Origin of the sequence: Pseudomonas sp. FP2309 (assembly GCF_030687575.1) — a bacterium.
In the GTDB taxonomy this organism is placed as follows: Bacteria; Pseudomonadota; Gammaproteobacteria; order Pseudomonadales; family Pseudomonadaceae; genus Aquipseudomonas.
Genome location: NZ_CP117439.1, coordinates 3,008,889 through 3,029,534 on the forward strand (window position 1 = coordinate 3,008,889; position 20,646 = coordinate 3,029,534).

19 protein-coding genes are annotated in these 20,646 nt (G+C 61.7%); 11 read left to right on the plus strand and 8 right to left on the minus strand.

Annotated elements, in window-relative coordinates; translation table 11 throughout:
- Positions 1–131: 131 nt before the first annotated feature.
- The 3 genes from PSH59_RS13665 to PSH59_RS13675 all read left to right on the plus strand — a co-directional run bounded on the left by PSH59_RS13665 (position 132) and on the right by PSH59_RS13675 (position 4,170).
- Complete coding sequence (locus tag PSH59_RS13665) at positions 132–1,532, plus strand: DUF1254 domain-containing protein (protein WP_305392910.1); 1,401 nt, start codon at positions 132–134, stop codon at positions 1,530–1,532.
- 101 nt (positions 1,533–1,633) lie between these two features.
- Entirely contained in the window at positions 1,634–3,190 is a 1,557-nt protein-coding gene (locus PSH59_RS13670; protein WP_305392911.1) for a J domain-containing protein, read from the plus strand.
- Entirely contained in the window at positions 3,187–4,170 is a 984-nt protein-coding gene (locus tag PSH59_RS13675; protein ID WP_305392912.1) for a DUF3829 domain-containing protein, read from the plus strand. Before PSH59_RS13670 ends, PSH59_RS13675 begins: the two co-directional genes overlap by 4 nt.
- Here the strand turns inward: PSH59_RS13675 and PSH59_RS13680 are convergent.
- On the minus strand, positions 4,167–4,838 hold the full coding sequence (locus PSH59_RS13680) for a DUF3313 domain-containing protein (RefSeq protein WP_248081046.1): 672 nt from the start codon (positions 4,836–4,838) through the stop codon (positions 4,167–4,169). The genes PSH59_RS13675 and PSH59_RS13680 overlap by 4 nt on opposite strands.
- Before the next feature lie 115 nt (positions 4,839–4,953).
- The gene (locus PSH59_RS13685; RefSeq protein ID WP_248081043.1) at positions 4,954–5,448 is read right to left on the minus strand and encodes a hypothetical protein; all 495 of its coding nucleotides are present in this window, start codon (positions 5,446–5,448) and stop codon (positions 4,954–4,956) included.
- A 162-nt stretch (positions 5,449–5,610) separates the two neighbouring features.
- Here PSH59_RS13685 and PSH59_RS13690 point away from each other — a divergent pair, with 162 nt between their 5' ends.
- The gene (locus tag PSH59_RS13690; protein ID WP_305392913.1) at positions 5,611–6,303 is read left to right on the plus strand and encodes an aspartate/glutamate racemase family protein; all 693 of its coding nucleotides are present in this window, start codon (positions 5,611–5,613) and stop codon (positions 6,301–6,303) included.
- Positions 6,304–6,380: 77 nt separating this feature from the next.
- Here the strand turns inward: PSH59_RS13690 and PSH59_RS13695 are convergent, their stop codons facing one another.
- From PSH59_RS13695 to PSH59_RS13705, 3 genes are all read right to left on the minus strand, one after another.
- Positions 6,381–7,451: a DUF1176 domain-containing protein gene (locus PSH59_RS13695; RefSeq protein ID WP_305392914.1), complete on the minus strand. Its 1,071-nt coding sequence runs from the start codon at positions 7,449–7,451 to the stop codon at positions 6,381–6,383.
- 53 nt (positions 7,452–7,504) lie between these two features.
- Positions 7,505–8,644 (minus strand): glycerate kinase, encoded by a 1,140-nt coding sequence (locus tag PSH59_RS13700; protein ID WP_248081038.1) that lies wholly within the window; start codon positions 8,642–8,644, stop codon positions 7,505–7,507.
- Between the two features lie 91 nt (positions 8,645–8,735).
- On the minus strand, positions 8,736–9,842 hold the full coding sequence (locus PSH59_RS13705; RefSeq protein WP_248081036.1) for a sugar diacid recognition domain-containing protein: 1,107 nt from the start codon (positions 9,840–9,842) through the stop codon (positions 8,736–8,738).
- A gap of 160 nt (positions 9,843–10,002) precedes the next feature.
- Here PSH59_RS13705 and PSH59_RS13710 point away from each other — a divergent pair, with 160 nt between their 5' ends.
- Positions 10,003–11,313, plus strand: a complete 1,311-nt coding sequence (locus PSH59_RS13710; RefSeq protein ID WP_248081035.1) for an MFS transporter — start codon at positions 10,003–10,005, stop codon at positions 11,311–11,313.
- Between the two features lie 52 nt (positions 11,314–11,365).
- Here PSH59_RS13710 and PSH59_RS13715 read toward each other — a convergent pair whose 3' ends face one another.
- Positions 11,366–12,070: an SDR family oxidoreductase gene (locus PSH59_RS13715; RefSeq protein ID WP_305392915.1), complete on the minus strand. Its 705-nt coding sequence runs from the start codon at positions 12,068–12,070 to the stop codon at positions 11,366–11,368.
- A 100-nt stretch (positions 12,071–12,170) separates the two neighbouring features.
- Here PSH59_RS13715 and PSH59_RS13720 point away from each other — a divergent pair, with 100 nt between their 5' ends.
- The 3 genes from PSH59_RS13720 (at position 12,171) to rarD (ending at position 15,183) form a co-directional block, all read left to right on the plus strand.
- Positions 12,171–13,073 carry a LysR family transcriptional regulator gene (locus tag PSH59_RS13720; RefSeq protein ID WP_305392916.1) on the plus strand — a complete coding sequence of 301 codons (903 nt, stop codon included), beginning with the start codon at positions 12,171–12,173 and terminating at the stop codon, positions 13,071–13,073.
- Between the two features lie 82 nt (positions 13,074–13,155).
- The gene (locus tag PSH59_RS13725; protein ID WP_305392917.1) at positions 13,156–14,166 is read left to right on the plus strand and encodes an aldo/keto reductase; all 1,011 of its coding nucleotides are present in this window, start codon (positions 13,156–13,158) and stop codon (positions 14,164–14,166) included.
- Positions 14,167–14,301: 135 nt separating this feature from the next.
- The gene (gene rarD, locus PSH59_RS13730) at positions 14,302–15,183 is read left to right on the plus strand and encodes an EamA family transporter RarD (protein ID WP_248081029.1); all 882 of its coding nucleotides are present in this window, start codon (positions 14,302–14,304) and stop codon (positions 15,181–15,183) included.
- Positions 15,184–15,237: 54 nt separating this feature from the next.
- Here rarD and hppD read toward each other — a convergent pair whose 3' ends face one another.
- On the minus strand, positions 15,238–16,314 hold the full coding sequence (hppD, locus tag PSH59_RS13735; RefSeq protein ID WP_248081027.1) for a 4-hydroxyphenylpyruvate dioxygenase: 1,077 nt from the start codon (positions 16,312–16,314) through the stop codon (positions 15,238–15,240).
- 246 nt (positions 16,315–16,560) lie between these two features.
- Positions 16,561–17,484, minus strand: a complete 924-nt coding sequence (locus PSH59_RS13740; RefSeq protein WP_305392918.1) for a DMT family transporter — start codon at positions 17,482–17,484, stop codon at positions 16,561–16,563.
- A 75-nt stretch (positions 17,485–17,559) separates the two neighbouring features.
- Here PSH59_RS13740 and PSH59_RS13745 point away from each other — a divergent pair, with 75 nt between their 5' ends.
- From PSH59_RS13745 to PSH59_RS13755, 3 genes are all read left to right on the plus strand, one after another.
- Positions 17,560–18,429, plus strand: coding sequence for a LysR family transcriptional regulator (locus tag PSH59_RS13745; RefSeq protein WP_305392919.1), 870 nt, complete (start codon positions 17,560–17,562; stop codon positions 18,427–18,429).
- Positions 18,430–18,510: 81 nt separating this feature from the next.
- Positions 18,511–20,052: an EAL domain-containing protein gene (locus tag PSH59_RS13750; RefSeq protein WP_305392920.1), complete on the plus strand. Its 1,542-nt coding sequence runs from the start codon at positions 18,511–18,513 to the stop codon at positions 20,050–20,052.
- A 198-nt stretch (positions 20,053–20,250) separates the two neighbouring features.
- Positions 20,251–20,616, plus strand: a complete 366-nt coding sequence (locus PSH59_RS13755) for a histone-like nucleoid-structuring protein, MvaT/MvaU family (protein WP_248081017.1) — start codon at positions 20,251–20,253, stop codon at positions 20,614–20,616.
- Positions 20,617–20,646 lie beyond the last annotated feature (30 nt).

Consider the following 20,646-nt stretch of genomic DNA (forward strand, 5'->3'; position numbering starts at 1 on the left):
GCCCTCTAACGGCACGGCGAAGCCCTTGGTTGCCTGTGTGTTGGGATTAACGTGACGTTCGACAAATAAAGCAGGAAACTCGCAGCCTTCAATCCCCGTCAGTCAAAAGCACTCTGGAAGGATGCAACAACATGATTGGAAAACCTGCGCGCCTGCTGTTGGCGAGCCTCTCGATACTCATGAGTACCGGCGCCTGGGCCGATTTCACCGCCACCCCAAGCGAAGCGCGAGCCATTGCCAAGGAAGCCTATTTGTATGGTTTCCCGGTCGTCGAGATGTACAAGACGCTCTACACCCAGGCTGTTGATAAAGGCGGAACCCATTTCAAGGCGCCATTCAACCGTATCGGCCATACCGCCCAGGTGTTCACCCCCAAGGACACCGCGCCCCTGACCCCGAACCCCGACACGCCCTACTCGTTCGTATGGATGGACTTGCGCAGCGAGCCGTTGGTGCTGACCCTGCCCAAGATCGAAGACGACCGCTACTACTCGGTACAGTTGATCGACCTGTACACGCAGAACTTCGCCTATCTGGGGACCCGCAGCACGGGCAACAATGGCGGCCACTACATGATCGCCGGCCCGGATTGGAAGGGGCAGCAGCCGGTCGACGTGGACCGCGTGATATACAGCGAAAGCAACATCGCCTACGCCCTGTATCGCACGCAGTTGTTTGATGACAAGGACCTGAACAAGGTCAAGCAGATCCAGAGCGGCTACAAAGTGCAGCCCCTGAGCAGCTACGTAAAGCAGGCCGCCCCGACCAAGCCGCCGAAAGTCGACTGGCCCAAGCCGATGGCGACCATGACCGAAGGTCCGCAGCTGTTTCGCTACTTGAACTTCATGCTGAGCTTCGCCGCGCCTCAGGACAGTGAGAAAGACCAACTGGCGCGCTTTGCCAGGATCGGCATCGCCCCAGGCTTACCGTTCAAGGTCAATCAGCTCAGCGCCGAACAGCGTAAAGCGCTGGAAGATGGCATCAGCGATGCCCGCGCTGAATTCGCCGCGTTCAAAAAGGACAAGATCGACACCCACCAGGTCAGCAGCGGCGATCTGCACGGCAGCCGAGATCGCCTGAACAACAACTACCTGTACCGCTACGCCGGTGCGGACCTGGCACTCTTCGGCAACTCAGGCGACGAAGCGGCGGTGCTGAGCTACACCCTCGACAGCGAGGGCAAGCCGGTCAACGGCGCGCGCCACAGCTACGCGCTGCACTTCGCCAAGGGCCAACTGCCACCGGCCGACGCGTTCTGGTCACTGACGCTCTACGACGCCAAGACCAAATTGCTGGTGCCGAACCACAAAAAACGCTACCTGATCAATTCGCGGATGCTGCCCAACCTCAAACTGGACGCAGACGGTGGCCTGACCCTGGCGCTACAGCACCACGAGCCGCCCAAGGCGGAACAGAGCAATTGGTTGCCTGCCCCGCCCGGCCCATTCTTCGCGGTGCTGCGCATCTATCTGCCCAAACCAGAGGTGGGTAACGGTCAGTGGAAGGTGCCGCCGCTGACACCGTTGAAATAATGCCCCGCGCCCGGCTCACGCGGGCGCCTCGCACGAGCGCTGGTTTATCCCCCCGTAAAACAGGTAATGTGCGCGCGATTGCTTAGGGAGTTGTACCGCACATGACTTGCTGGAATGTCCTTGGCCTGACGCCGGATGCCGATACCCGCGCGATCAAGCGCCAATACGCCGCCTTGCTGAAAAAGACCCGACCGGACGACGATCCGGAGGGTTTCCAGCGCCTGCGTGACGCCTATGAAACGGCGCTGGACTGGAGCCAAACCCCACCGGCGCCGGAGAGTGAGGATGAGGCAAGCACCCAGGAACGGGACGCGCCCCTGGCGCAGCGTTATGCGAGCGCAATGACCGATGGCACAGCGTTGTCCCTGGAAATCCATGTATTGCAACGCTGCGTCGACGGCGATCTCACGGCCGAGGACAGCCGATGGGCGTTCGAGACGTTCAACTGGCTGACCGCCTGGCAACGCCTGGAACTGCCCGGCATGTTGGTAGACACCCTGGAACGCCAGCAACGCGCGCGGCTGCAGCAACCGTTGCAGCAGGCTCTCGATCAGCAGGATGAGGACGCGTTCCTGGCGATCTATGCGGCCCGTCATGAGCATTTCTGGATGAACAACCATCCCCATGCCGAGTGGTTCAACGCGTGGTTGGCCAGGCTGCTCTCCCATCATGCCTACTGGTCCGGCGCAGTATTCGAAGCGGTCTGTGCGGGGCAAGGCTGGCATGGCGGCGCTGATCACAATTGCCCGCCTGGCGATTGGCCCACGCTGTTGCGGCGCCAGCAAGGGCCGGTGTTTTTGGCGCGCCAACGCGCATTGGCCGCAGAACCGCCCGACAGTCCACAACAGCGCGCCGCGCGCTTGCTGCTGGCGCCGATGAGCCTGGGCCAGCGCCGCGCGTTCGCCCAACGGTTCGATGAGTACGACTGGAAAGCCTGTCAAGCGCTCAGCGCCGACATCTACGCCGACCACGTCCGTGTGGCTGAGGCGATGCCCGGTGGTACGGTGTATTTCTGGCAAGGCTGGGACAGCGCCATGGACACCTGGCCCTGGATCGTCGCGCTGGTCGTCAGTTGCCTGGTGGGCGTGCTGGTCAAGGCCGAGCGCCTGGCAGGCGCGATAGTACCCACCCTGGGCCAGGGCGTTCTTTGGTCCATAGGCGCGGTGGTCTGCGCCGGGGTCGCCTGGCAGGCCTGGCGCCCGTTTGCTCACCAGTACCGGGTGCAGGATGAACGTCTGAGCCAACGCTTACCCCGCTGGATCAGCCCTACCCACTTGCCGTTACTGCCCTTGCGCGACTTGGTGCCGGGGCTGGTGGTGGCGGTGGCCCTGGGTTATGTGTTCGGCCCCTTCGCCAGCTTGACCCTGGTGGCCGTGCTGGCGTTGATCGGCTGGATCAAGCGCCCCCTCACAAACCACCACTCGCCCTGGACTGCCCGTCATCCTGGCTGGGCCATCGTGGGCACCGCGTTGTGCGTGGTGGCCGGCGTCACGCTCTATGCCGGCTTGAACATGCTCGACAACCAGCACCTGGTCACCCGTAACCAGGGCCTGCAACAGTGGACCGAACGCCTGTGCAGCCGCATGCCGCGCAACGCGGCGCAATGCCAGGCTCCCGCGACCCAGGCCCAGTGGTATGGCCAGGAGGCCCGGCGATGAATCCAAAATGGTTGCTCCCTATAAGCCTGGCGCTGGGCTTGGGCCTGCTGGGAGTGGCTGGCGCCACCAAGCCCCTGCAAAAGGTGCAATTGTGGCTGGACCAGCGCGACAGCCCTTTCACCGCCAAGGCCAGCGCCCTCGCACCGATCATTGATTGTGTGAACCGCGTCGACCGGGATACGCGCCTGGCGTACTACCACAGCCAGGCGCCACAGGCGCAAATGTCCACTGGCGATACGTTCGGCGACGACAGCGAGCCCGTTCCGCGCCTGATTCAGGCGGCGGTGTGCTCCCCATTATTCACGCTGAAACTGGAACGTCTGGAACCCGGCAGTCGCTTGATCGGCCTCGCCAGTGTGTACGCCTACAGGCTGAATAAGTTCACAGCGTTGGCGGACAGCGTGACACCCATGCCGTCCCGTAACCTGTCCACCGATACTCAGCAGATGGTCGCTGACGTCATGAACAAGCACCTGCAGGGGGAAGTCGCCGGAGCGGGTGAAGCCTATCTGCAAGTGTCCACACAACTGCGCAGCCAACTGGAACGTGAAGACCTCGAGGTTCGCCCGGCGCAGTTGGCGTTACTGCAAGCCCGTTTTGGACGGGACCTGCAATGGCACCTGCTGAACTACATGATCGCCGCGCGCCAGGCGGTGCGCCAAATCGAACAAGGCGTGCGCGACGCCAACCTTACGCCGCACCAATTGGCCGACCTGACCGAGGCGGTGCGCGAAGCGAGTGAGGACAGCAGGCGCTTTATGAATGCAATGCCGAAAACACGGCCGGATGAGCGGGTGGCATACCTTTGGTACAACACCAAGGCGTCCGCCGATGCGTACCTGGACGCATTGCGCACCCTGCATCAGCACTGGCTGGAGCACGCCCCGCCACAGCAACTGAGCGACGACTACGCCCTCGTCACCCATCGCTACGACGTCCTGCTCAGCTTTTACAACCGGTACGCGCGCAATACCTTCTAGCGCTTTTTAAACTTCACATAAGACTGATGCAGGTCGGACGCCCAGCCATCGATCACGTTTTTCACGTCATCGGCCTTCATCACTTGCGAGTCGTTTTCCAGCGGCTTGCCGGTGCCTTTACGCACCACTTGGGCCAATACTTTGCCGTTGGCGCCGTCCAGGAACTGTGCCTCGGTGCCCAAGGTGGTTTCCTGGTCACGAATGCCGGTGCCGGTACTCACCGCAGCGGCGACCAGGGCCACCGGGATGAACTCATAAGGTTTGAGGCCTTCGGCCCTGCTGCTGACGGCGGTGATGGCCGCCCGTACCACGATCACTCCCGGACCCGGACCATTCGCCAACGGCAGTGACTTGGCCAACTCACGCTTGAGCGCCTGATTGAAATAGCTGTTGATACCGTTGAGGGTACTGTCCGGGATTTTTGCGGTGGCTTGGGGCTTGGGGTAGAACTGGGTGGGTTCGATGTACACCGCGCTGTAGCGGCTCAGGTCCAGCTTGGGATCGACCCAACGCATCACCTCGGCACCCGAAGGTGACTTGGCCTCTTTCAGTTGACTGTAGTCGGAGAGAAATCCTGAATACTCATCCGGTTGCGTGACCTTGCTGGCACATCCGGTCATGCCGAGCGCGGCGATGCACAGCGTGCTGATCGTTAGCCTTAGTTTCATCATCGAGCTCCCTGGCGACCTTCGTCGTAAGCGTGAACTCTAGGTATAGCCAATCCTGGGAAATACACCTTATTTGACACAGGACACTTGGGTGAGCCGTTTTAAAGTATCGGGTTCAGGCGCGGTCGCGTGGAATCAGGCTCTGTAACTGCGCAGCGAGGAAATTCGCGTCGAAACCAAAGGTGTCCGGATCTTTCAGACCATTGGTCTTCTTCCAGAGCCAATCGTTTTTATCCGCCGCCAGCACCAGCGACACGCTGCCATGCCGGGCAGCGGTCAGGCCGAGCACCGCTATGGAAATCGAGCCACCGGCGCCCATCACATCCGGGACGAACTCGACGGTTTTGCCGGTGATCTGTACGGTCAGCTTCTGTGTCTTGAAGGTCGATGTCTCCACCGGCACGCTCGGGCCGCTGGCGGTATAGACTTGACGGCCCACTTCCAGCAAACCAACGGTTTTCACCGGTTCCAACCAGTGTTCGATCTGCTGGAACAACTCATCCAGCTTGTGCGTCCAGCGGGCTGACTGAATGTCCAACTGCTGTTTTTTATGCGCTTCGCTGTCGGCGTAATGACGAAGCATCTCGCTCAGTTGCTGTACATCGTCCATTGCGGCGTTCCTTGGGTGAGCCCGGTTGCGAGCCCGGATCATGGCAGATACAGCGGTTGAGCGTATGGCTTAAAACTGCACCGGTCATTTGGGCAGCAACTGCGTATGACTATTGCCGAGCGGTTGCGTAAGGTAAAACGCCCCCTTTGTCAGGAACATTCCATGCGCACTATCGGCCTAATCGGCGGCATGAGCTGGGAGTCCAGCGCCGAGTATTACCGCATCATCAACCAGCGCGTGCGCGATCAGCTCGGCCCGCTGCGCTCGGCACCACTGTTGATGTACAGCGTCGACTTCGGGCCGGTGGAGCAAGCCCAGCATGCGGGGCGCTGGGATGACACCGCGCTGATCCTCGAAGACGCCGCGCGCCGCTTGCAGGCCGGCGGTGCGGAGTGTGTGGTGCTGTGTACCAACACCATGCACAAGCTGGCGCCACGCATTGAGACGGCGGTGTCGATTCCGTTCCTGCATATCGCCGATGCCGCCGGCGTGGCTGCCGTGAAAGCCGGCACGCTGACGGTCGGCCTGTTGGGCACGGCGTTTACCATGGAGCAGGATTTTCTCACCGCCCGCCTGGCGGAGCACGGCCTGACCGTGCTGGTGCCGGACGCGGATGAACGCCAGGACGTGCACCGCATCATCTATGAGGAGTTGTGCGTGGGCGTGATCAGCGACACTTCACGCCAGATCTATCAACGGGTGATCGAGTCACTGGCCGCCCGTGGTGCCCAGGCGATCATCCTCGGCTGCACGGAAATCGGCCTGTTGATCAAGTCCGAACACAGCGACCTGCCGCTGTTGGACACCACCGAGTTGCATGCGCGGGCTGCGGTGGCGTTTGCCTTGCAGGACTAAACCGAGGTGCGCAGGCGGGCCATGCCGAATGAACCGACATGGGCCTGGCGCACACGCAGGTACTGCAAGTCAGGTGGCTAGGGCGCCGGCACGGTGGTCCACAACGCCGGCCAATCGGCGTAGGCCACCCCGGTGCAGCGCGGCATCATGCGAAACTCGCTGAGCTGGAAGGCCTTGCCGTCATACACCCACACCCCACCACCGCCGCAGTCGCCGATGCCGCGTTGTTTGTAGAAGTAACTCAAGGTGCCGGTGGCCGGCTCATAACCCAACGAGCCTTGCAGCGCTGCGCCATCCAGTGGCAAGGGTTCAATCGCCAGGGGTGTTTCGGCATACGGCGCGTGGCGCTCACGGCTGAGCACGTCGTACTCACAGTTGTAGGCCGCGCAGTCATAACGCACCACCGTCATTGCTTGTTGCGCTGTGAGCGCGCCGACGCTGGCTTCGGGGTCGCCGCCGGTGCCGTTGACCTCTGGCGTGATCGGGCGCAACGCCGCAGCGACAAGGCCGTTCTGTTCCTCGCTCGTCAAGGCCGGAGCCCCCGGAAACTTGCGCAGCACCGGAGTCGGCAGGCGCGCCGGCACGGCACTGGCCGCGCCTTTACCCGGCCGAGCCAAGGCGGTGATGTTATCCACCCGCCCCTGTACCGCATCCATCAACAGCAGCGAAGCGCTCAGCCCACTCAGCGACACATGGGCCTGTGCATCACCCGGCAGTTGCAGGCGTTGACCATTGCGCAGGCGTTGCAGCCATTGCCGGGCCGCAGCATCGTCAATGACGCCATAGGACTGCACGTCGGGATCGCCGCCCTGATCGTCCAACTCGACCTGCAGTTCTCGGGTCAGGGCCGGATCCAGCGGGTGGCCGTCCAGCAGTACCGTGGACAGGTCCAGCGCCTCGCCGCGGTGGTCGAAGCGCAAACGCAGGAAGCCTTGCGAACCGGCCTGATGCCAGATATGCAGGGTCAGCGAGCTGTCGTCCTCTTCATCGACGCCGTTGGGCGCGCTGAGGGCGTGGCAATTGCGCAGGTTGTCACAACCGGTGACCCACTGCTTGGTTTCGCGTAGCAGCGGGACGGTTTCAGGATTGGCTTGAACGAGGGTGACGGTGCTGCTCAGCAGCAAGGCCAGCAGTGCGGGGCGCAGCATGGGGACTCTCCGTGTCGAAAAGGCGCGGATTGTCCCATGTTCAGGCAGATGCGTCAGCGCCTGGCGGCAACGCGCCATACCCGCGCGATATCGGCAGCCCGCTCGCGCAGTAAGCGTGGCGCTTCACTGCACGCCTGTTCCAGGCTGGTCGGCCCGGCCGGCAATGCAAACGCGGCATCCACGCCGTGGGCGTACATCTGCTCATAGCCATCGCCCAGGGTGCCGGCGATGACGATCACCGGGACATTGTGCCTCCGGGCGATGCGTGCCACGCCAAACGGGGTTTTACCGCGCAGGGTCTGAGCGTCGAAGCGGCCCTCGCCAGTGATCACAAGATCGGCGCCACGCACCGCTTCATCCAGGCCGACCAGCTCGGCGACGACGTCCACCCCCGCACGAAACTGCGCGCCGAGAAAGGCTTTGGCCGCGAAGCCCAAGCCACCGGCGGCGCCGCTGCCGGGTTCTTCACGCACGTCTTTGGGCAGCACCTGAGCGCAGCAATCGGCGAAGTGGCCGAGGGCGGCATCGAGCTGCTGCACCTGATATGGATTGGCGCCTTTTTGCGGGCCGAAGATCGCCGAGGCGCCATGGGGGCCGCACAGCGGGTTATTCACGTCTGCGGCGATTTCAACGCGCACCTGGGCCAGGCGCGGGTCCACCTGTGCGAGGCTGATACGGGCCAGATGCGCCAAGGCCAGGCCGCCAGGCGCCAGGGTTTGGTCTTGCGCATCGAACAGTTGCACACCCAGGGCCTGCATCGCGCCGGCGCCGCCATCGTTGGTGGCGCTGCCGCCAATCGCCAGGATGACGCGTTGGGCACCGGCATCCAGGGCTGCGCGGATCAACTCCCCGGTGCCGAAGGTGCTGCTGATGCAGGCGTCGCGCTGGCTCGGCGCTACCAATTGCAGGCCGCTGGCTTCGGCCATTTCGATGATCGCGGTGTGGCTGCCGGCCAACCAGCCCCAGCGCGCCTCAACGGTGGCGCCCAGCGGCCCGCGTACCCGCTCGCGACGCAGTTCGCCGTTGCACGCGGCAAGTACTGCGTCCACTGTGCCTTCACCCCCGTCCGCCATCGGGCACTGGACCAACTGGGCATCCGGCCACACCTGAGCCAGCCCCTGGGCGATGGCCTGGGCAACGCCTTCGGCACTCAGGCTGTCCTTGAACGAGTCGGGGGCGATGATGATTTTCATGGGCTTTCTCCGGTTTTTATAACGCCCATGCTGCCAGTTGGCTTCGCGATTGACGCCTGTCCGATGCACAGGTACGGCGCAGGTTTGTTGTTCATTCCGACAAAGACTGCGGCAGCAGCTGTACGCCCAGGTACAGGGCGAGCATGCCGTCCAGGGTCAGGGGGTCGACGCCGCTGAGTTCAGCGATGCGCTCCATGCGATAACGCAGGCTGTTGCGGTGAATGCCCAAGGCGTCGGCGCAGGCCTGGCTTTGCCCGTCGTGGTCGCACCAACTGCGCAGCGTGGCGAGCAGTTGGCCGTTGCTGTCCTTGGCCAGTACCTTGCGCAAGGGGTTGAGCAGCTCGTCGAGGGCGTCGTCGTTACGATGGCGCCAGAGCATTACCGGCAGGCGGTAACGGTTGAGCGTCAGCAGCCGCGAACGGGGCAGTACGTCACGGCCGTAGGCCAGCAAGTCGCCCACGCGCCGGTAGCAACGGCGCAGCCCGGCCAGCCCGTCGGCCTGCCCACCCACCGCTACGCGCAGAACATTCCAGCCCAGGCCTTCGAGCTTGTCCAGCAACCGCGGGTTGTCCACCTGCGCCGACGCGGGCCGGCACCACAACAATGAAAACTGCGCCGAACTGACGCACCAGCTGTCCGGGTAACGCGAACTCAACCAGGTGCTCAAGGCCTCTGCCGATTGGCCCGCGCCCAGCTCAAACAGGTACGGGCTACGCGCCAGCTGCGGTTTGAGCCCCAGTTGTTGTGCCTCATCGACCAACCGTGGCGAGTCACCGCTGTCGGCCAGGAGCAGTGCCAGCAGGTCATCGCACCGCTGGCGCCGCCATTGTTGCTCGGCTTGCTGGTGCCGATGGCTGACAAGCATTTCGGCAGTCATGCGCACCAGTTCGGCGTAGGTGCGCAACCGCTCCGGCTCGCCGGTGATCCCCAACACACCGATCAGCCGTTGGTCGTGCATCAACGGCAGGTTGATCCCCGGCTGCACGCCCTTGAGGTGCTTGGCGGTCTGGCCGTCGATCTCCACCACGCGCCCATTGGCCAGCACCAGTTGCGCGCCTTCATGGCGGGTGTTGATGCGCTCGGCTTCACCGCTGCCCAGAATCAGGCCCTGGCTGTCCATGACGTTGACGTTGTAGGGCAGAATCGCCATGGTTCGATCGACAATATCCTGTGCCAGGTCATGATCCAGCTCGAACATGGGGCTAAGTTCCTAGAAAGCATGGTTGTTCATCGGCACAGCGCAAAGCTGGCATCACTGTGCGCTAGCACAAAGACAGCAGCCCGCCAGGTGGCCGAGACTCGTGGGGCGATCAACGTTACCCTCGCATCGCAAAAAATCATAATAAAGAGAGAGTGCCATGTCACAGAGCGCCGCAGCCCCACTGGCCACCGATGACGATAAAAACGCCATCTACAAGCGCATCACCCTGCGCCTGATCCCCTTCATTTTCATCTGCTATCTGTTCAACTACCTCGACCGGGTCAACGTTGGCTTTGCCAAGTTGCAGATGCTCGATGCGCTGAAGTTCAGTGAAACCGTGTACGGCCTGGGGGCCGGGATCTTCTTTATCGGCTATGTGCTGTGCGGCGTGCCGAGCAACCTGGCGCTGACCAAGTTTGGTCCGCGCCGCTGGATTGCGTTGATGATGATCGTGTGGGGCACCTTGTCCACGTGCCTGTTGTTCGTGACCACGCCGACGCACTTCTACACCCTGCGCCTGTTCACCGGTGCCGCCGAAGCCGGCTTCTTTCCCGGTGTGGTGCTGTACCTCTCGCAGTGGTTCCCGACGTTCCGTCGTGGGCGGATCATGGCGCTGTTCATGTCGGCGATCCCGGTGTCGGGCTTGCTCGGCAGCCCGTTTTCCGGCTGGATCCTCAACCACTTCGCCGCCGGCCAAGGCGGCCTGGCGGGCTGGCAGTGGATGTTCCTGCTGCAAGGCATCCCAACGGTGATCCTCGGCGCCCTCGCCTACTTCCTGCTCAGTGACAGCTTCGCCCACGCCAAGTGGCTCAAGCCCCACGAACGTGCGGTGCTGGAAGCCGACCAGGCCACGGACCTGGCCAACAAACCCAAGACCACTACCGACTCCCTGGCGCAAGTGTTCAAGAACCCGGTCATCTGGGCCTTCGGCCTGATCTACTTCTGCATCCAGAGCGGCGTGTACGCGATCAACTTCTGGCTGCCTTCGATCATCAAGAACCTGGGTTTCAGCGATAACCTGGTGATTGGCTGGCTCAGTGCGATCCCGTATCTGCTGGCGGCGGTGTTCATGCTGCTGGTGGGACGTTCCGCCGATTTGCGCAAAGAGCGGCGCTGGCACTTGGTGGTGCCGATGTTGATGGGGGCCGTCGGCCTGGTGATTGCGGTGAACTTCGCCACCACCCCGGCCATTGCGATCCTCGGCCTGACCATTGCCACCATGGGCGCCCTTACCGGCCTGCCGATGTTCTGGCCGGTGCCCACCGCCCTGCTCAGCGCGGGCGCAGCGGCGGGTGGCCTGGCGTTGATCAACTCCATGGGCCAGATGGCCGGCTTTCTCAGCCCCTACATCGTCGGTTTTGTGAAGGATGCCACCGGGTCGACGGACATGGCGTTGTACCTGCTGGCAGGCGTCATTGTGGCGGGCAGTGTGCTGGCGCTGCGGATGACGCGCACCCTCAAGGCTTAGTGATATCGGCGTGGGAGCCGGGTTTGCCGGCTGCCACGCTGTCGGTCCCGTGCTACAACAGGCCGCCGCCGTCGATGTCGATCACACTGCCGGTCATGTAGCCATTTTCCATGGCCAGCACATACCCCGCCGCCACTTCCGCTGCCTGCCCTACCCGACCAACCGGCAACGCACCGCCAGTTTTGGCAAACATTGCCTGGCGCTGCTCTTGCGCCAGCCCGGCATACGCCGGTGTATCGATCACCCCTGGGCTGATCACGTTGACACGGCGCGGCGCCAACTCTTTGGCCAGTTGCTTGCCCAGCGCCTCGGTCGCCGCATTGATGCCGATCTTGATGAACTGACCCGGCACCAACTTACGCCCCAATTGTCCGGACGTCAGGCTGATGCTGCCTTGCGCTTCCAGAAACGGCAGGGCCAGCTGGATCGCGCGCAATGCGCCCCAGAGTTTCACATCGAAGTTGTCCTGGGCCTCATGCAGGTCGGTGTCGATCAACGGTTTGGCGCGAACCGATGGGCCGGAGGTATATACCAAATGGTCGAAGCGCCCCACGCCTTCGAATAAACGTTGCAAGGATGCGCTGTCGGTAACGTCCGCCGGTTCACTGCGCACGCCATTGTCGCTGCCGGACGACAACCGTCGCCCGGCCAGCACCACCTGTGCGCCTCGGGCATGCGCCGCCTCGGCTACTGCTGCGCCAATGCCACTGCTGCCGCCGATCACGATGACGGTTTTGCCGCTCAGGGGAGATGTCATGGGGAATGTCCTGGGTCAGAAAGTGAGCGTTCATCTTCCCAGCTTGGCAATCGATGAAAAATCCCGGTAAAACGACAAGATCTTTAAAGGATTTTTACAAATGAGCTCAATCCTTGACCTTGAAGTCTTTGTGCGCACCGCCGACACGGGCAGCTTGTCGGCCGCCGCGCGCAGCCTGAGCCTGACGCCGGCAGCGGCGAGCATTGCCCTCAAACGCCTGGAAACCCGACTGGACACCCGCCTGTTGGCGCGCTCCACCCGCAGCATGCGCTTGACCGAGGAAGGCCGGCGTTACCTGGACAGTGTGCGCGTGGCACTGGCGGCCTTGTCAGAGGGTGAGCAGGCGCTCAAGCAGCAGAGCCAGGGCCTGACCGGTTTACTGCAACTGGCGGCGCCGTCGGACTTCGGGCGCAATGTAGTGCTGGGGTGGCTCGATGAGTTCAAGCAGCAGCACCCGAATATCCGTCTGCAACTGATGCTTAACGACAGCAACGCCGACCTGTTTCGCGAAACGGTGGACATCGCCCTGCGCTTCGGCGTGCCCCAGGATTCCAGTCTGGTCGCGCTGCCGATTGCGCCTGATCACCACCGCGTCGCGTGCGCCAGCCCGGCGTACCTGGCGCGTCACGGTACGCCGCAGGTTCCCCTGGACCTGTCGCACCACAGTGCGCTGCGGTACATGCGCCAGGGCCAGGTCAGCAAGACGTGGCGCTTTCATCGGGGCAGCGACGTGCAGGAGGTGGACGTGACCGGGGATTTCCTAAGCGATGACGGCGAAATCGTGCGGCGCTGGGCGCTGGCCGGGCATGGGGTGGCGTACAAAGCCAGGCTCGATGTGGTCGCCGATATTGCCGCAGGCCGTCTGGTAGCGCTGTTCGACGATTGGCAGGGGGAGCCGGCGCCTTTCAACCTGATGTGCCCGCATCGCCTGCAAGTATCGGAACGGGTGAAGGTGCTGCATGGCTTTCTACAGGAGCGCTGCCAGGCGTTGCTGTGTTCATGAAGAAATGCGCGCAGGGCTTGTTCCAGAGCCTCTGAGTCTGGTATTGCATGGCCTCACGTTTCCCAGACTTGAGGAGTTTTGCATGATTTACCGCACATTGGGCCAGTCCGGGTTGAAGGTCAGCGCCTTGACCCTGGGCACCATGATGTTTGGCGAGCAGACCAACGCCGAAGACTCGTTGCGCATCATCGACAAGGCCTGGGACCAAGGCATCAATTTTATCGACACGGCGGACGTTTACACCGGCGGACGCTCCGAAGAGCTGGTTGGGGAAGCGATCGCCCGGCACCGTCAGGACTGGGTGGTGGCATCCAAGGTCGGTTTTGGCCCACCGGACGGCATGCCCAATCGCAGCGGCTTGAGCCGCAAGCGTATTTTCAATGCGCTGGAAGCAAGCCTGGTCCGCCTCGACACCGACTACCTGGACATCTACTACCTGCACCGCGAAGACCACAACACGCCGCTTGAGGTGACTGTCTCGGCAATGGGTGACCTGATTCGCCAGGGCAAGATACGTTACTGGGGTCTGTCCAATTATCGTGGCTGGCGCATTGCCGAGGTGATCCGCGTGGCCGAGCGCCTGGGCGTGGACAAGCCGGTGATCAGCCAGCCGTTGTACAACATCGTCAACCGCCAGGCCGAGGTGGAACAGATCACCGCCGCCGCGGCGTACGGTCTGGGCGTGGTGCCCTACAGCCCATTGGCCCGCGGCGTGCTCAGCGGCAAATATGCGCCGGACGTCCCCCCTGAACCGGGCAGCCGCGCGGCGCGCCAGGACAAACGCATCCTGGAAACCGAATGGCGTGTGGAGTCTTTGCGCATGGCCCAGCAGATTCAGCAGTACACCCAAGGGCGTGGGGTGGGGATGGTGCAATTTGCCATTGCCTGGGTGCTGAACAACGCGGCGGTGAGTTCGGCGATTGTCGGGCCACGCACCGAAGCGCAGTGGGATGCCTACACCGGCGCGCTGGAGGTGAAGATTACGGCGGAGGATGAAGCGTTCATCGATTCATTGGTCACGCCGGGGCATTCGTCTACCCCCGGTTTCAATGACGTGAGCCACTTCGTATCGGGCCGCAGCGCGCGCACGTAAATTCATGGGTCGCTGCCCCTGCTGAGGGGCAGTGAGAAATTTTCTTGCCATACGCCCCAAAACAGAGCAGCCGTTTCACGCCGCAAGCACCATAATGCCCGCTCTCTTGTACAAATCGGATTTCGCGAGGACAGCGTGTCTAAAGGTGTGGTGTTATCGGTTTCGGCCTCGGTGTTGTTTGCCGTGATGTATTACTTCACGTCGCTGCTCACGCCGTTGAGCGGCCTGGAGATTTTCGGCTGGCGGATGTTGCTGACCGTGCCGTGCATGACGGTGTTCATGGTCGTCAGCGGCGAATGGCGACAGGTGCGCGACCTGCTGCGCGTCCTCGCGTCCAAGCCTCGGATGATCGCCGGGGTGGCACTCTCGTCCGCCTTGCTCGGCGTGCAGTTGTGGCTGTTTATGTGGGCACCGCTCAACGGGCGCAGCCTGGATGTGTCGGTGGGTTACTTTCTGCTGCCGCTGACCATGGTGCTGACCGGACGCCTGGTATGGGGCGAGCAACTGTCCTATCTGCAAAAAATCGCGGTGTTCTTCGCCGGTCTCGGGGTGGTCAACGAGCTGTACCAGGCCGGAGGTTTTTCCTGGGCGACGCTGGTGGTGATCATCGGTTACCCGCTGTATTTCATCGTGCGCAAATACCTCAAGACCGACCATCTGGGCGGACTCTGGCTGGATATGGCACTGATGCTGCCAGTGGCGTGGTGGTTTGTGCAAAGCGGCGAACAAGGCGTTGCGGTGCTGGATGTGTATCCCAGACTGTATGCGTTGATCCCTATCCTGGGCCTGATCAGCGCCTCGGCACTGGTGAGCTATATCATCGCCAGCCGCTTGTTGGCGTTCAGCCTGTTTGGGCTGCTCAGCTACGTCGAGCCGGTGCTGTTGCTGATGGTGGCACTGTTGCTGGGCGAAGGGATCAAACCGGGGCAGTGGTTGACCTACATTCCGATCTGGATTGCGGTGATGGTGCTGGTGTTCGAAGGGTTCAAGCATCTGGTGCGTCAACGCCGGGCCTGACAGCCAGCCAATAAAAGCCCGGCCGGGGGTTGCCCTCGGCCGGGCTTTTTACGCTTAGTCGGTGGTCAACACGCCACGACGCACCTGGTCACGCTCGATCGATTCGAACAGTGCCTTGAAGTTGCCCTCGCCAAAACCATCGTCGCCTTTGCGCTGAATGAACTCGAAGAACACCGGGCCCATCAGGGTTTCGGAGAAAATCTGCAACAACAGACGCTTGTCCCCTGCGATGGACGAGCCGTCCAGCAGGATGCCACGCGCTTGCAGTTGGTCCACCGGCTCGCCGTGGTCCGGCAGGCGGCCTTCGAGCATTTCGTAGTAGGTGTCGGGCGGCGCGGTCATAAAGCGCATGCCGATCTTCTTCAACGCGTCCCATGTCTTGATCAGGTCGTCGGTAAGGAATGCCACGTGCTGGATGCCTTCGCCGTTGAACTGCATCAGGAACTCTTCGATCTGCCCGGCACCTTTGGACGACTCTTCGTTCAACGGGATACGGATCATACCGTCCGGCGCGCTCATGGCCTTAGACGTGAGGCCGGTGTACTCGCCCTTGATATCGAAGTAGCGCGCTTCACGGAAGTTGAACAGTTTTTCGTAGAAGTTGGCCCAGTAGACCATGCGCCCGCGATAGACGTTGTGGGTCAGGTGGTCGATGACCTTGAGCCCGGCGCCTTGCGGGTTACGGTCCACGCCTTCAATAAAGACGAAGTCGATGTCATAGATCGAGCTGCCTTCGCCGAAACGGTCGATGAGGTACAACGGCGCACCGCCGATGCCTTTGATCGCCGGCAGGTTCAGTTCCATCGGACCGGTTTCGATATGGATCGGCTGGGCACCGAGTTCGAGGGCACGGTTGTAGGCTTGCTGTGAATCCCTGACGCGGAACGCCATGCCGCACACCGATGGGCCGTGCTCGGCCGCAAAGTACGAGGCGATACTGTTGGGTTCGTTGTTGAGGATCAGGTTGATCTCGCCCTGGCGGTACAGGTGGACGTTCTTGGAGCGGTGGGTCGCCACCTTGGTGAAGCCCATGATCTCGAAGATCGGCTCCAGGGTGCCTTCGGTGGGCGCGGCGAATTCAATAAATTCAAAGCCCATCAGGCCCATCGGGTTTTCATATTGGTCAGTCATGGCGCGTGCCTCATCATTCTTGTGGGTAGCAATCGGTCAGTTGCGAGCAAGGATGAGGTACGAGGGAGGCGCACAGGACAGGCCTCGCACGCTGCGGGCGAGGAAGTCACCAAAGATGAGGGGGGAGCCGTGTCGCTTCATGGTTACATCAGTCTCTGACGGCCGAGGCTTGCGTGAGCGCAAGTCCATATTCTTGTATGCGTAAATCGATTCTACACAGCGTAACAGCGTTTGTCCGTTCTCTTATCAAATCCCCATTGCCCTGGCCCGCGCAAGGGGTTTGTTGCACAGGTAGATACCCAGCAGCACCACGGCCCCGCCGGTCAGCATGGGCAGGGTCAGTTGTTCGCCCAGCAGCAGCGCGCCGCAAACCACGGCGGTCAGCGGGTTAAGCGCGATAAACACGCCGGAACGCGTCGCGCCGATACGCCGCAGGCCATCGTAGTATCCGATATACGCCAGCGCCGAACCCAGTACACCCAGGTAAGACAAGGCTAGCCATTGGCGCAGATCAATGCGTGTCAGCGCCTGTAGCGTGACTTCGCCGGCAGACACTGCACTGACGGTCAACATCAAGCTGCCCAGCAGCACCGACCACGTCACGGTCTGCAACGGACCCAGGCTTGCATTCAGCCCCCTGGAAAACACCGAGTAAACGCCCCAGCCCAGTACACAGCCGCCAATCAACAGATCCCCCACCCAACTGTCAGGCGTTTCCTGCATCAGCTGCGGGTTGCGGCTGACAATTACCGTAGCGGCCCCGCCCAGGCACAGCGCAATGCCCACGCCCCTGGTGCGCCCCAGCCGCTCCTTGAACAACAGCCAGGAAGCCAACCCGATCACCGCCGGGTTCAACGCCACGATCAACGACGCGCGTGAAGCGTTGATGTACTGCAGCCCATAGAAGAAACACAGGTTGTAGAAAAAAATCCCGAAAAATCCCAGCACCGCCAGTTGCGCCAACTGCGCAAGGCTTGGGCGCACCAGGGCGACCCGCGCGGCGGCCATGAACAGCAACAGCGCCAGGCTCGCCAGGATAAAACGCGCGCAGGCGGCCAGCAGCGGGCTGACTTGGTCGGCCAGGTAACGCCCGGCGACGAAGGTGCCGCCCCAGATCATGGTGACGGCGACCAGCTTGCAGTATGTGAGGCGATCGGAAACGAGGGGCATGGAAGGGCTCGGCCAGCAGCGGAATTGACGTATTCTTCGACTAATGATCAATCATCGTAAAATGAGTAATCACTCATGACCCTGACCCAACTCGAAATCTTCTCGCTGGTCGCCGAACTGCAAGGCTTCACCAGTGCCGCCCACCGCTTGGGCATCAGTCAATCGGCGGTGTCCCACGGCATCAAGGCGCTTGAGCAGGAACTGGGCGTGAGCTTGTTCAGGCGCCATCAAACCCTGGTAGAAACCACCGACATCGGCCAGCAGTTACTCGGCCGGGCCCGCGCCATGCTGGGCCTGGCCAACACGCTGCAGCAGGAGGCCGCAGACGCCCGAGGCCTGAAGCGCGGGACGTTGCGCATCGGTTCGTTCGGGCCAACCTCCTCCATTTACCTGCTGCCCAAAATCCTCCATCGCTTTGCACAGGCGCACCCTGGCATCGAAGTGCACGTGGACGAAGGGCCTGACAGGCAGGTCATGCATTGGCTGGACGAACGCAGGATTGATATCGGCTTTGTCGTGCTCGAACAGGAGCGTTTTGATACCTACCCACTGTTCGAGGACCAGATGGTCGCGCTGCTGCCTGCCGATCATCCGCTGGCCGTCCGCCAGCAGGTCACCCTCGACGACTTGTGCAGCGCGCCGTTTGCCCTGACCGAGGCCGGCTCGTCGGAACTGGTCACACGCCTGTTCAGCGACGCGCGCCTGAGCCCGAACATCCGTTATCGCTGCTCGCAGTTGCTGAGCACTCTGGAAGCCGTCAGCCGTGGCGATGCCGTCAGCCTGGTGGCGCAGGCCTCCTTGCCCGCCACACCCGACCCTCGCTATGTGCAGCGTGCGCTGCTGCCCGCGGTGCCGCGTCGGGTGGGGTTGGCGGTATTGGACCGACGCCAATCTTCCCCAGCGACGTTGGCGTTTATTCGTACGGCCCAAAGCCTGGCGCTGTGAACAGGCGGGCAGATGCGTCGAGCTTATTACCGGTAAGCCATCTATCATCGACCTATTCCCAATGCGACAGGCCGTTCCCCCATGCCCCTGACCGTCAACGGCAAGCAAAAACGGGCCACTCGCAGCCTGATCACCGCGCTCAGTGGCTTACTGCCTATTGCCCTTGGCGTAGTCATCCTGCACTGGCAGGCCGAACGCTCGCTGCAAGAGAATACCGCCCTTACGGCTCAGGAAGCGGTGCGCCAGTTTGACCTGATGCTCGATAACACCGCCCTCGCCGCTCAGGCTTTGCTGCCTTTGGCGGGCCAACCCTGCGATAACGCCACGCAACTGGCCCTGCGCGAGCAAGTCACGCGCCGACCGTTCGTGCGCGCGACGACCTTGTCGTGGCAAAGGAACATTTATTGCACTTCGCTGTTTGGCGGCGAGCAGGCGTCCGATGTCAACCCGAGTGACTATGTCGAAGGCACGTTGTGGCTGATGAAAAGCAACCCGGTCACCCCGGATACCGCGCTGCTGGTTTACCGACTGGTCGACGCAGACAAAGCTGCATTTGCCTCGATCGACGGTTACCAATTGACCAACGCTTTGCGCCTGATCAGCCGTTACACACAGCTGATCCTGCAGGTTGGGCCCCATTGGCTCGGGGCAGATGGCAACGTGCGCAACCTGCCGATGCCCACGTTTGCGGTCGCCCACCACCAACTGGCGTCCGCCCGCTATCCGTACAGCGTCGACGCCGGCATGCCGGAGGGTGAGGTATGGCGATATATGCGCGATCGTTATCCCGCGTTGTTCAGCCTGGTGGTGTTTTTTGGCGTGCTGGCCGGCGTATTCGCGCACTGGCTGCAAAAACGCTCGTCGGCCCCCACCCATGAACTGCAACGGGCGCTGGAGGCCAATGAGTTCATCGCCTATTTTCAGCCGGTGGTGCACGGCGACACTCGCCAATGGGCCGGCTGCGAAGTGCTGATGCGCTGGCAGCATCCCAAGGAAGGCCTGGTCAGCCCGGACCTGTTTATCCCGCTGGCCGAACATTGCGGCCTGATCGTGCCAATGACCCGCGCCCTGCTGCGTCAGACGGCTGCGCGGCTCGCGCCTTACGCGGGCTGCTTCGACCCAGGCTTTCATATCGGTGTGAATATCACCGCGCGGCATTGCCACGATCTGGCGCTGGTGGATGACTGTCGTGAGTTCCTGGCTGCCTTCGCGCCGGGCCAGGTGACGCTGGTACTGGAGTTGACCGAACGCGAACTGATCGAACCCACCGATATCACCCGTCAGTTGTTCGTTGCCTTGCATCAATTGGGCGTGATGATTGCCATCGATGATTTCGGCACTGGCCATTCGAGCCTGGGTTACTTGCGCAACTTCAATGTGGACTACTTGAAGATCGACCAGAGTTTTGTCGCCATGATCGGTGCAGATGCACTATCTAGCCATATTCTGGACAGCATCATCGAGCTGTCCGGCAAGCTCGATCTGGGTGTCGTTGCAGAAGGTGTGGAAACAATTGAGCAGTGCGACTATCTCGCCGCGCAGGGTGTCGATTTCCTACAGGGTTACCTGTTTGGTAAGCCTTTGCCGATTGATGAATTCATTAAATGCCTGGTCAGCCATTGAAAAACCTGCACTAAACACCTTGAAATAATGTTAATGGCACAAAAGACGTGATTTACTCGTAGCGGATTAACTACTACAATTTTTCCTGCCTGTGCAGAACTCGTAGGCTGGCTTGTTGTTTGAGTCGCCTTAAAGCTCTTGGCTTAATAGCTTTGTCTGCCGTTGATAACAGCCAACTACACTATTGGAGTAAAGATTTTGTCCAGACTCGCCGAATTTCGCGCAGCAGAAAAAGCCCTTCAAGAGCAGCTCGCCCAGCTGGAATCCCTGAAGAACGATGCTGGCTTGAAGAAAGAAATCGAATTCGAAGAAAAGCTTCAGGCATTGATGAAGACCTACGGCAAAGGCCTGCGTGAAATCATCCTGATCCTCGATCCAAACCCGAGCAAGACCAGCGCTGCTGCCGCCAACGCCCCTAAACAACGCCGCGCGCGCGTGGTGAAGGTCTACCAGAACCCGCACACCGGCGAACTGATCGAAACCAAGGGCGGCAACCACCGCGGCCTCAAGGCCTGGAAAGAACAGTACGGCGCCGCCACTGTAGATTCCTGGCTTCGCGGTTGATCGCACTGCACTAATAAAGAGCCCCGCTTA

Excerpts from the sequence above, each read along its gene's own strand:
- PSH59_RS13715 (WP_305392915.1), bottom strand. The coding sequence starts at position 12,070 with ATGACATCTCCCCTGAGCGGCAAAACCGTCATCGTGATCGGCGGCAGC.
- hppD (WP_248081027.1), bottom strand. The coding sequence starts at position 16,314 with ATGACTGACCAATATGAAAACCCGATGGGCCTGATGGGCTTTGAATTT.
- PSH59_RS13690 (WP_305392913.1), top strand. The coding sequence starts at position 5,611 with ATGCGCACTATCGGCCTAATCGGCGGCATGAGCTGGGAGTCCAGCGCC.
- PSH59_RS13705 (WP_248081036.1), bottom strand. The coding sequence starts at position 9,842 with ATGTTCGAGCTGGATCATGACCTGGCACAGGATATTGTCGATCGAACC.
- PSH59_RS13710 (WP_248081035.1), top strand. The coding sequence starts at position 10,003 with ATGTCACAGAGCGCCGCAGCCCCACTGGCCACCGATGACGATAAAAAC.
- PSH59_RS13665 (WP_305392910.1), top strand. The coding sequence starts at position 132 with ATGATTGGAAAACCTGCGCGCCTGCTGTTGGCGAGCCTCTCGATACTC.
- PSH59_RS13680 (WP_248081046.1), bottom strand. The coding sequence starts at position 4,838 with ATGAAACTAAGGCTAACGATCAGCACGCTGTGCATCGCCGCGCTCGGC.
- PSH59_RS13740 (WP_305392918.1), bottom strand. The coding sequence starts at position 17,484 with ATGCCCCTCGTTTCCGATCGCCTCACATACTGCAAGCTGGTCGCCGTC.
- PSH59_RS13700 (WP_248081038.1), bottom strand. The coding sequence starts at position 8,644 with ATGAAAATCATCATCGCCCCCGACTCGTTCAAGGACAGCCTGAGTGCC.
- PSH59_RS13745 (WP_305392919.1), top strand. The coding sequence starts at position 17,560 with ATGACCCTGACCCAACTCGAAATCTTCTCGCTGGTCGCCGAACTGCAA.
- PSH59_RS13670 (WP_305392911.1), top strand. The coding sequence starts at position 1,634 with ATGACTTGCTGGAATGTCCTTGGCCTGACGCCGGATGCCGATACCCGC.
- PSH59_RS13750 (WP_305392920.1), top strand. The coding sequence starts at position 18,511 with ATGCCCCTGACCGTCAACGGCAAGCAAAAACGGGCCACTCGCAGCCTG.
- PSH59_RS13725 (WP_305392917.1), top strand. The coding sequence starts at position 13,156 with ATGATTTACCGCACATTGGGCCAGTCCGGGTTGAAGGTCAGCGCCTTG.
- PSH59_RS13675 (WP_305392912.1), top strand. The coding sequence starts at position 3,187 with ATGAATCCAAAATGGTTGCTCCCTATAAGCCTGGCGCTGGGCTTGGGC.
- PSH59_RS13720 (WP_305392916.1), top strand. The coding sequence starts at position 12,171 with ATGAGCTCAATCCTTGACCTTGAAGTCTTTGTGCGCACCGCCGACACG.
- PSH59_RS13685 (WP_248081043.1), bottom strand. The coding sequence starts at position 5,448 with ATGGACGATGTACAGCAACTGAGCGAGATGCTTCGTCATTACGCCGAC.
- PSH59_RS13695 (WP_305392914.1), bottom strand. The coding sequence starts at position 7,451 with ATGCTGCGCCCCGCACTGCTGGCCTTGCTGCTGAGCAGCACCGTCACC.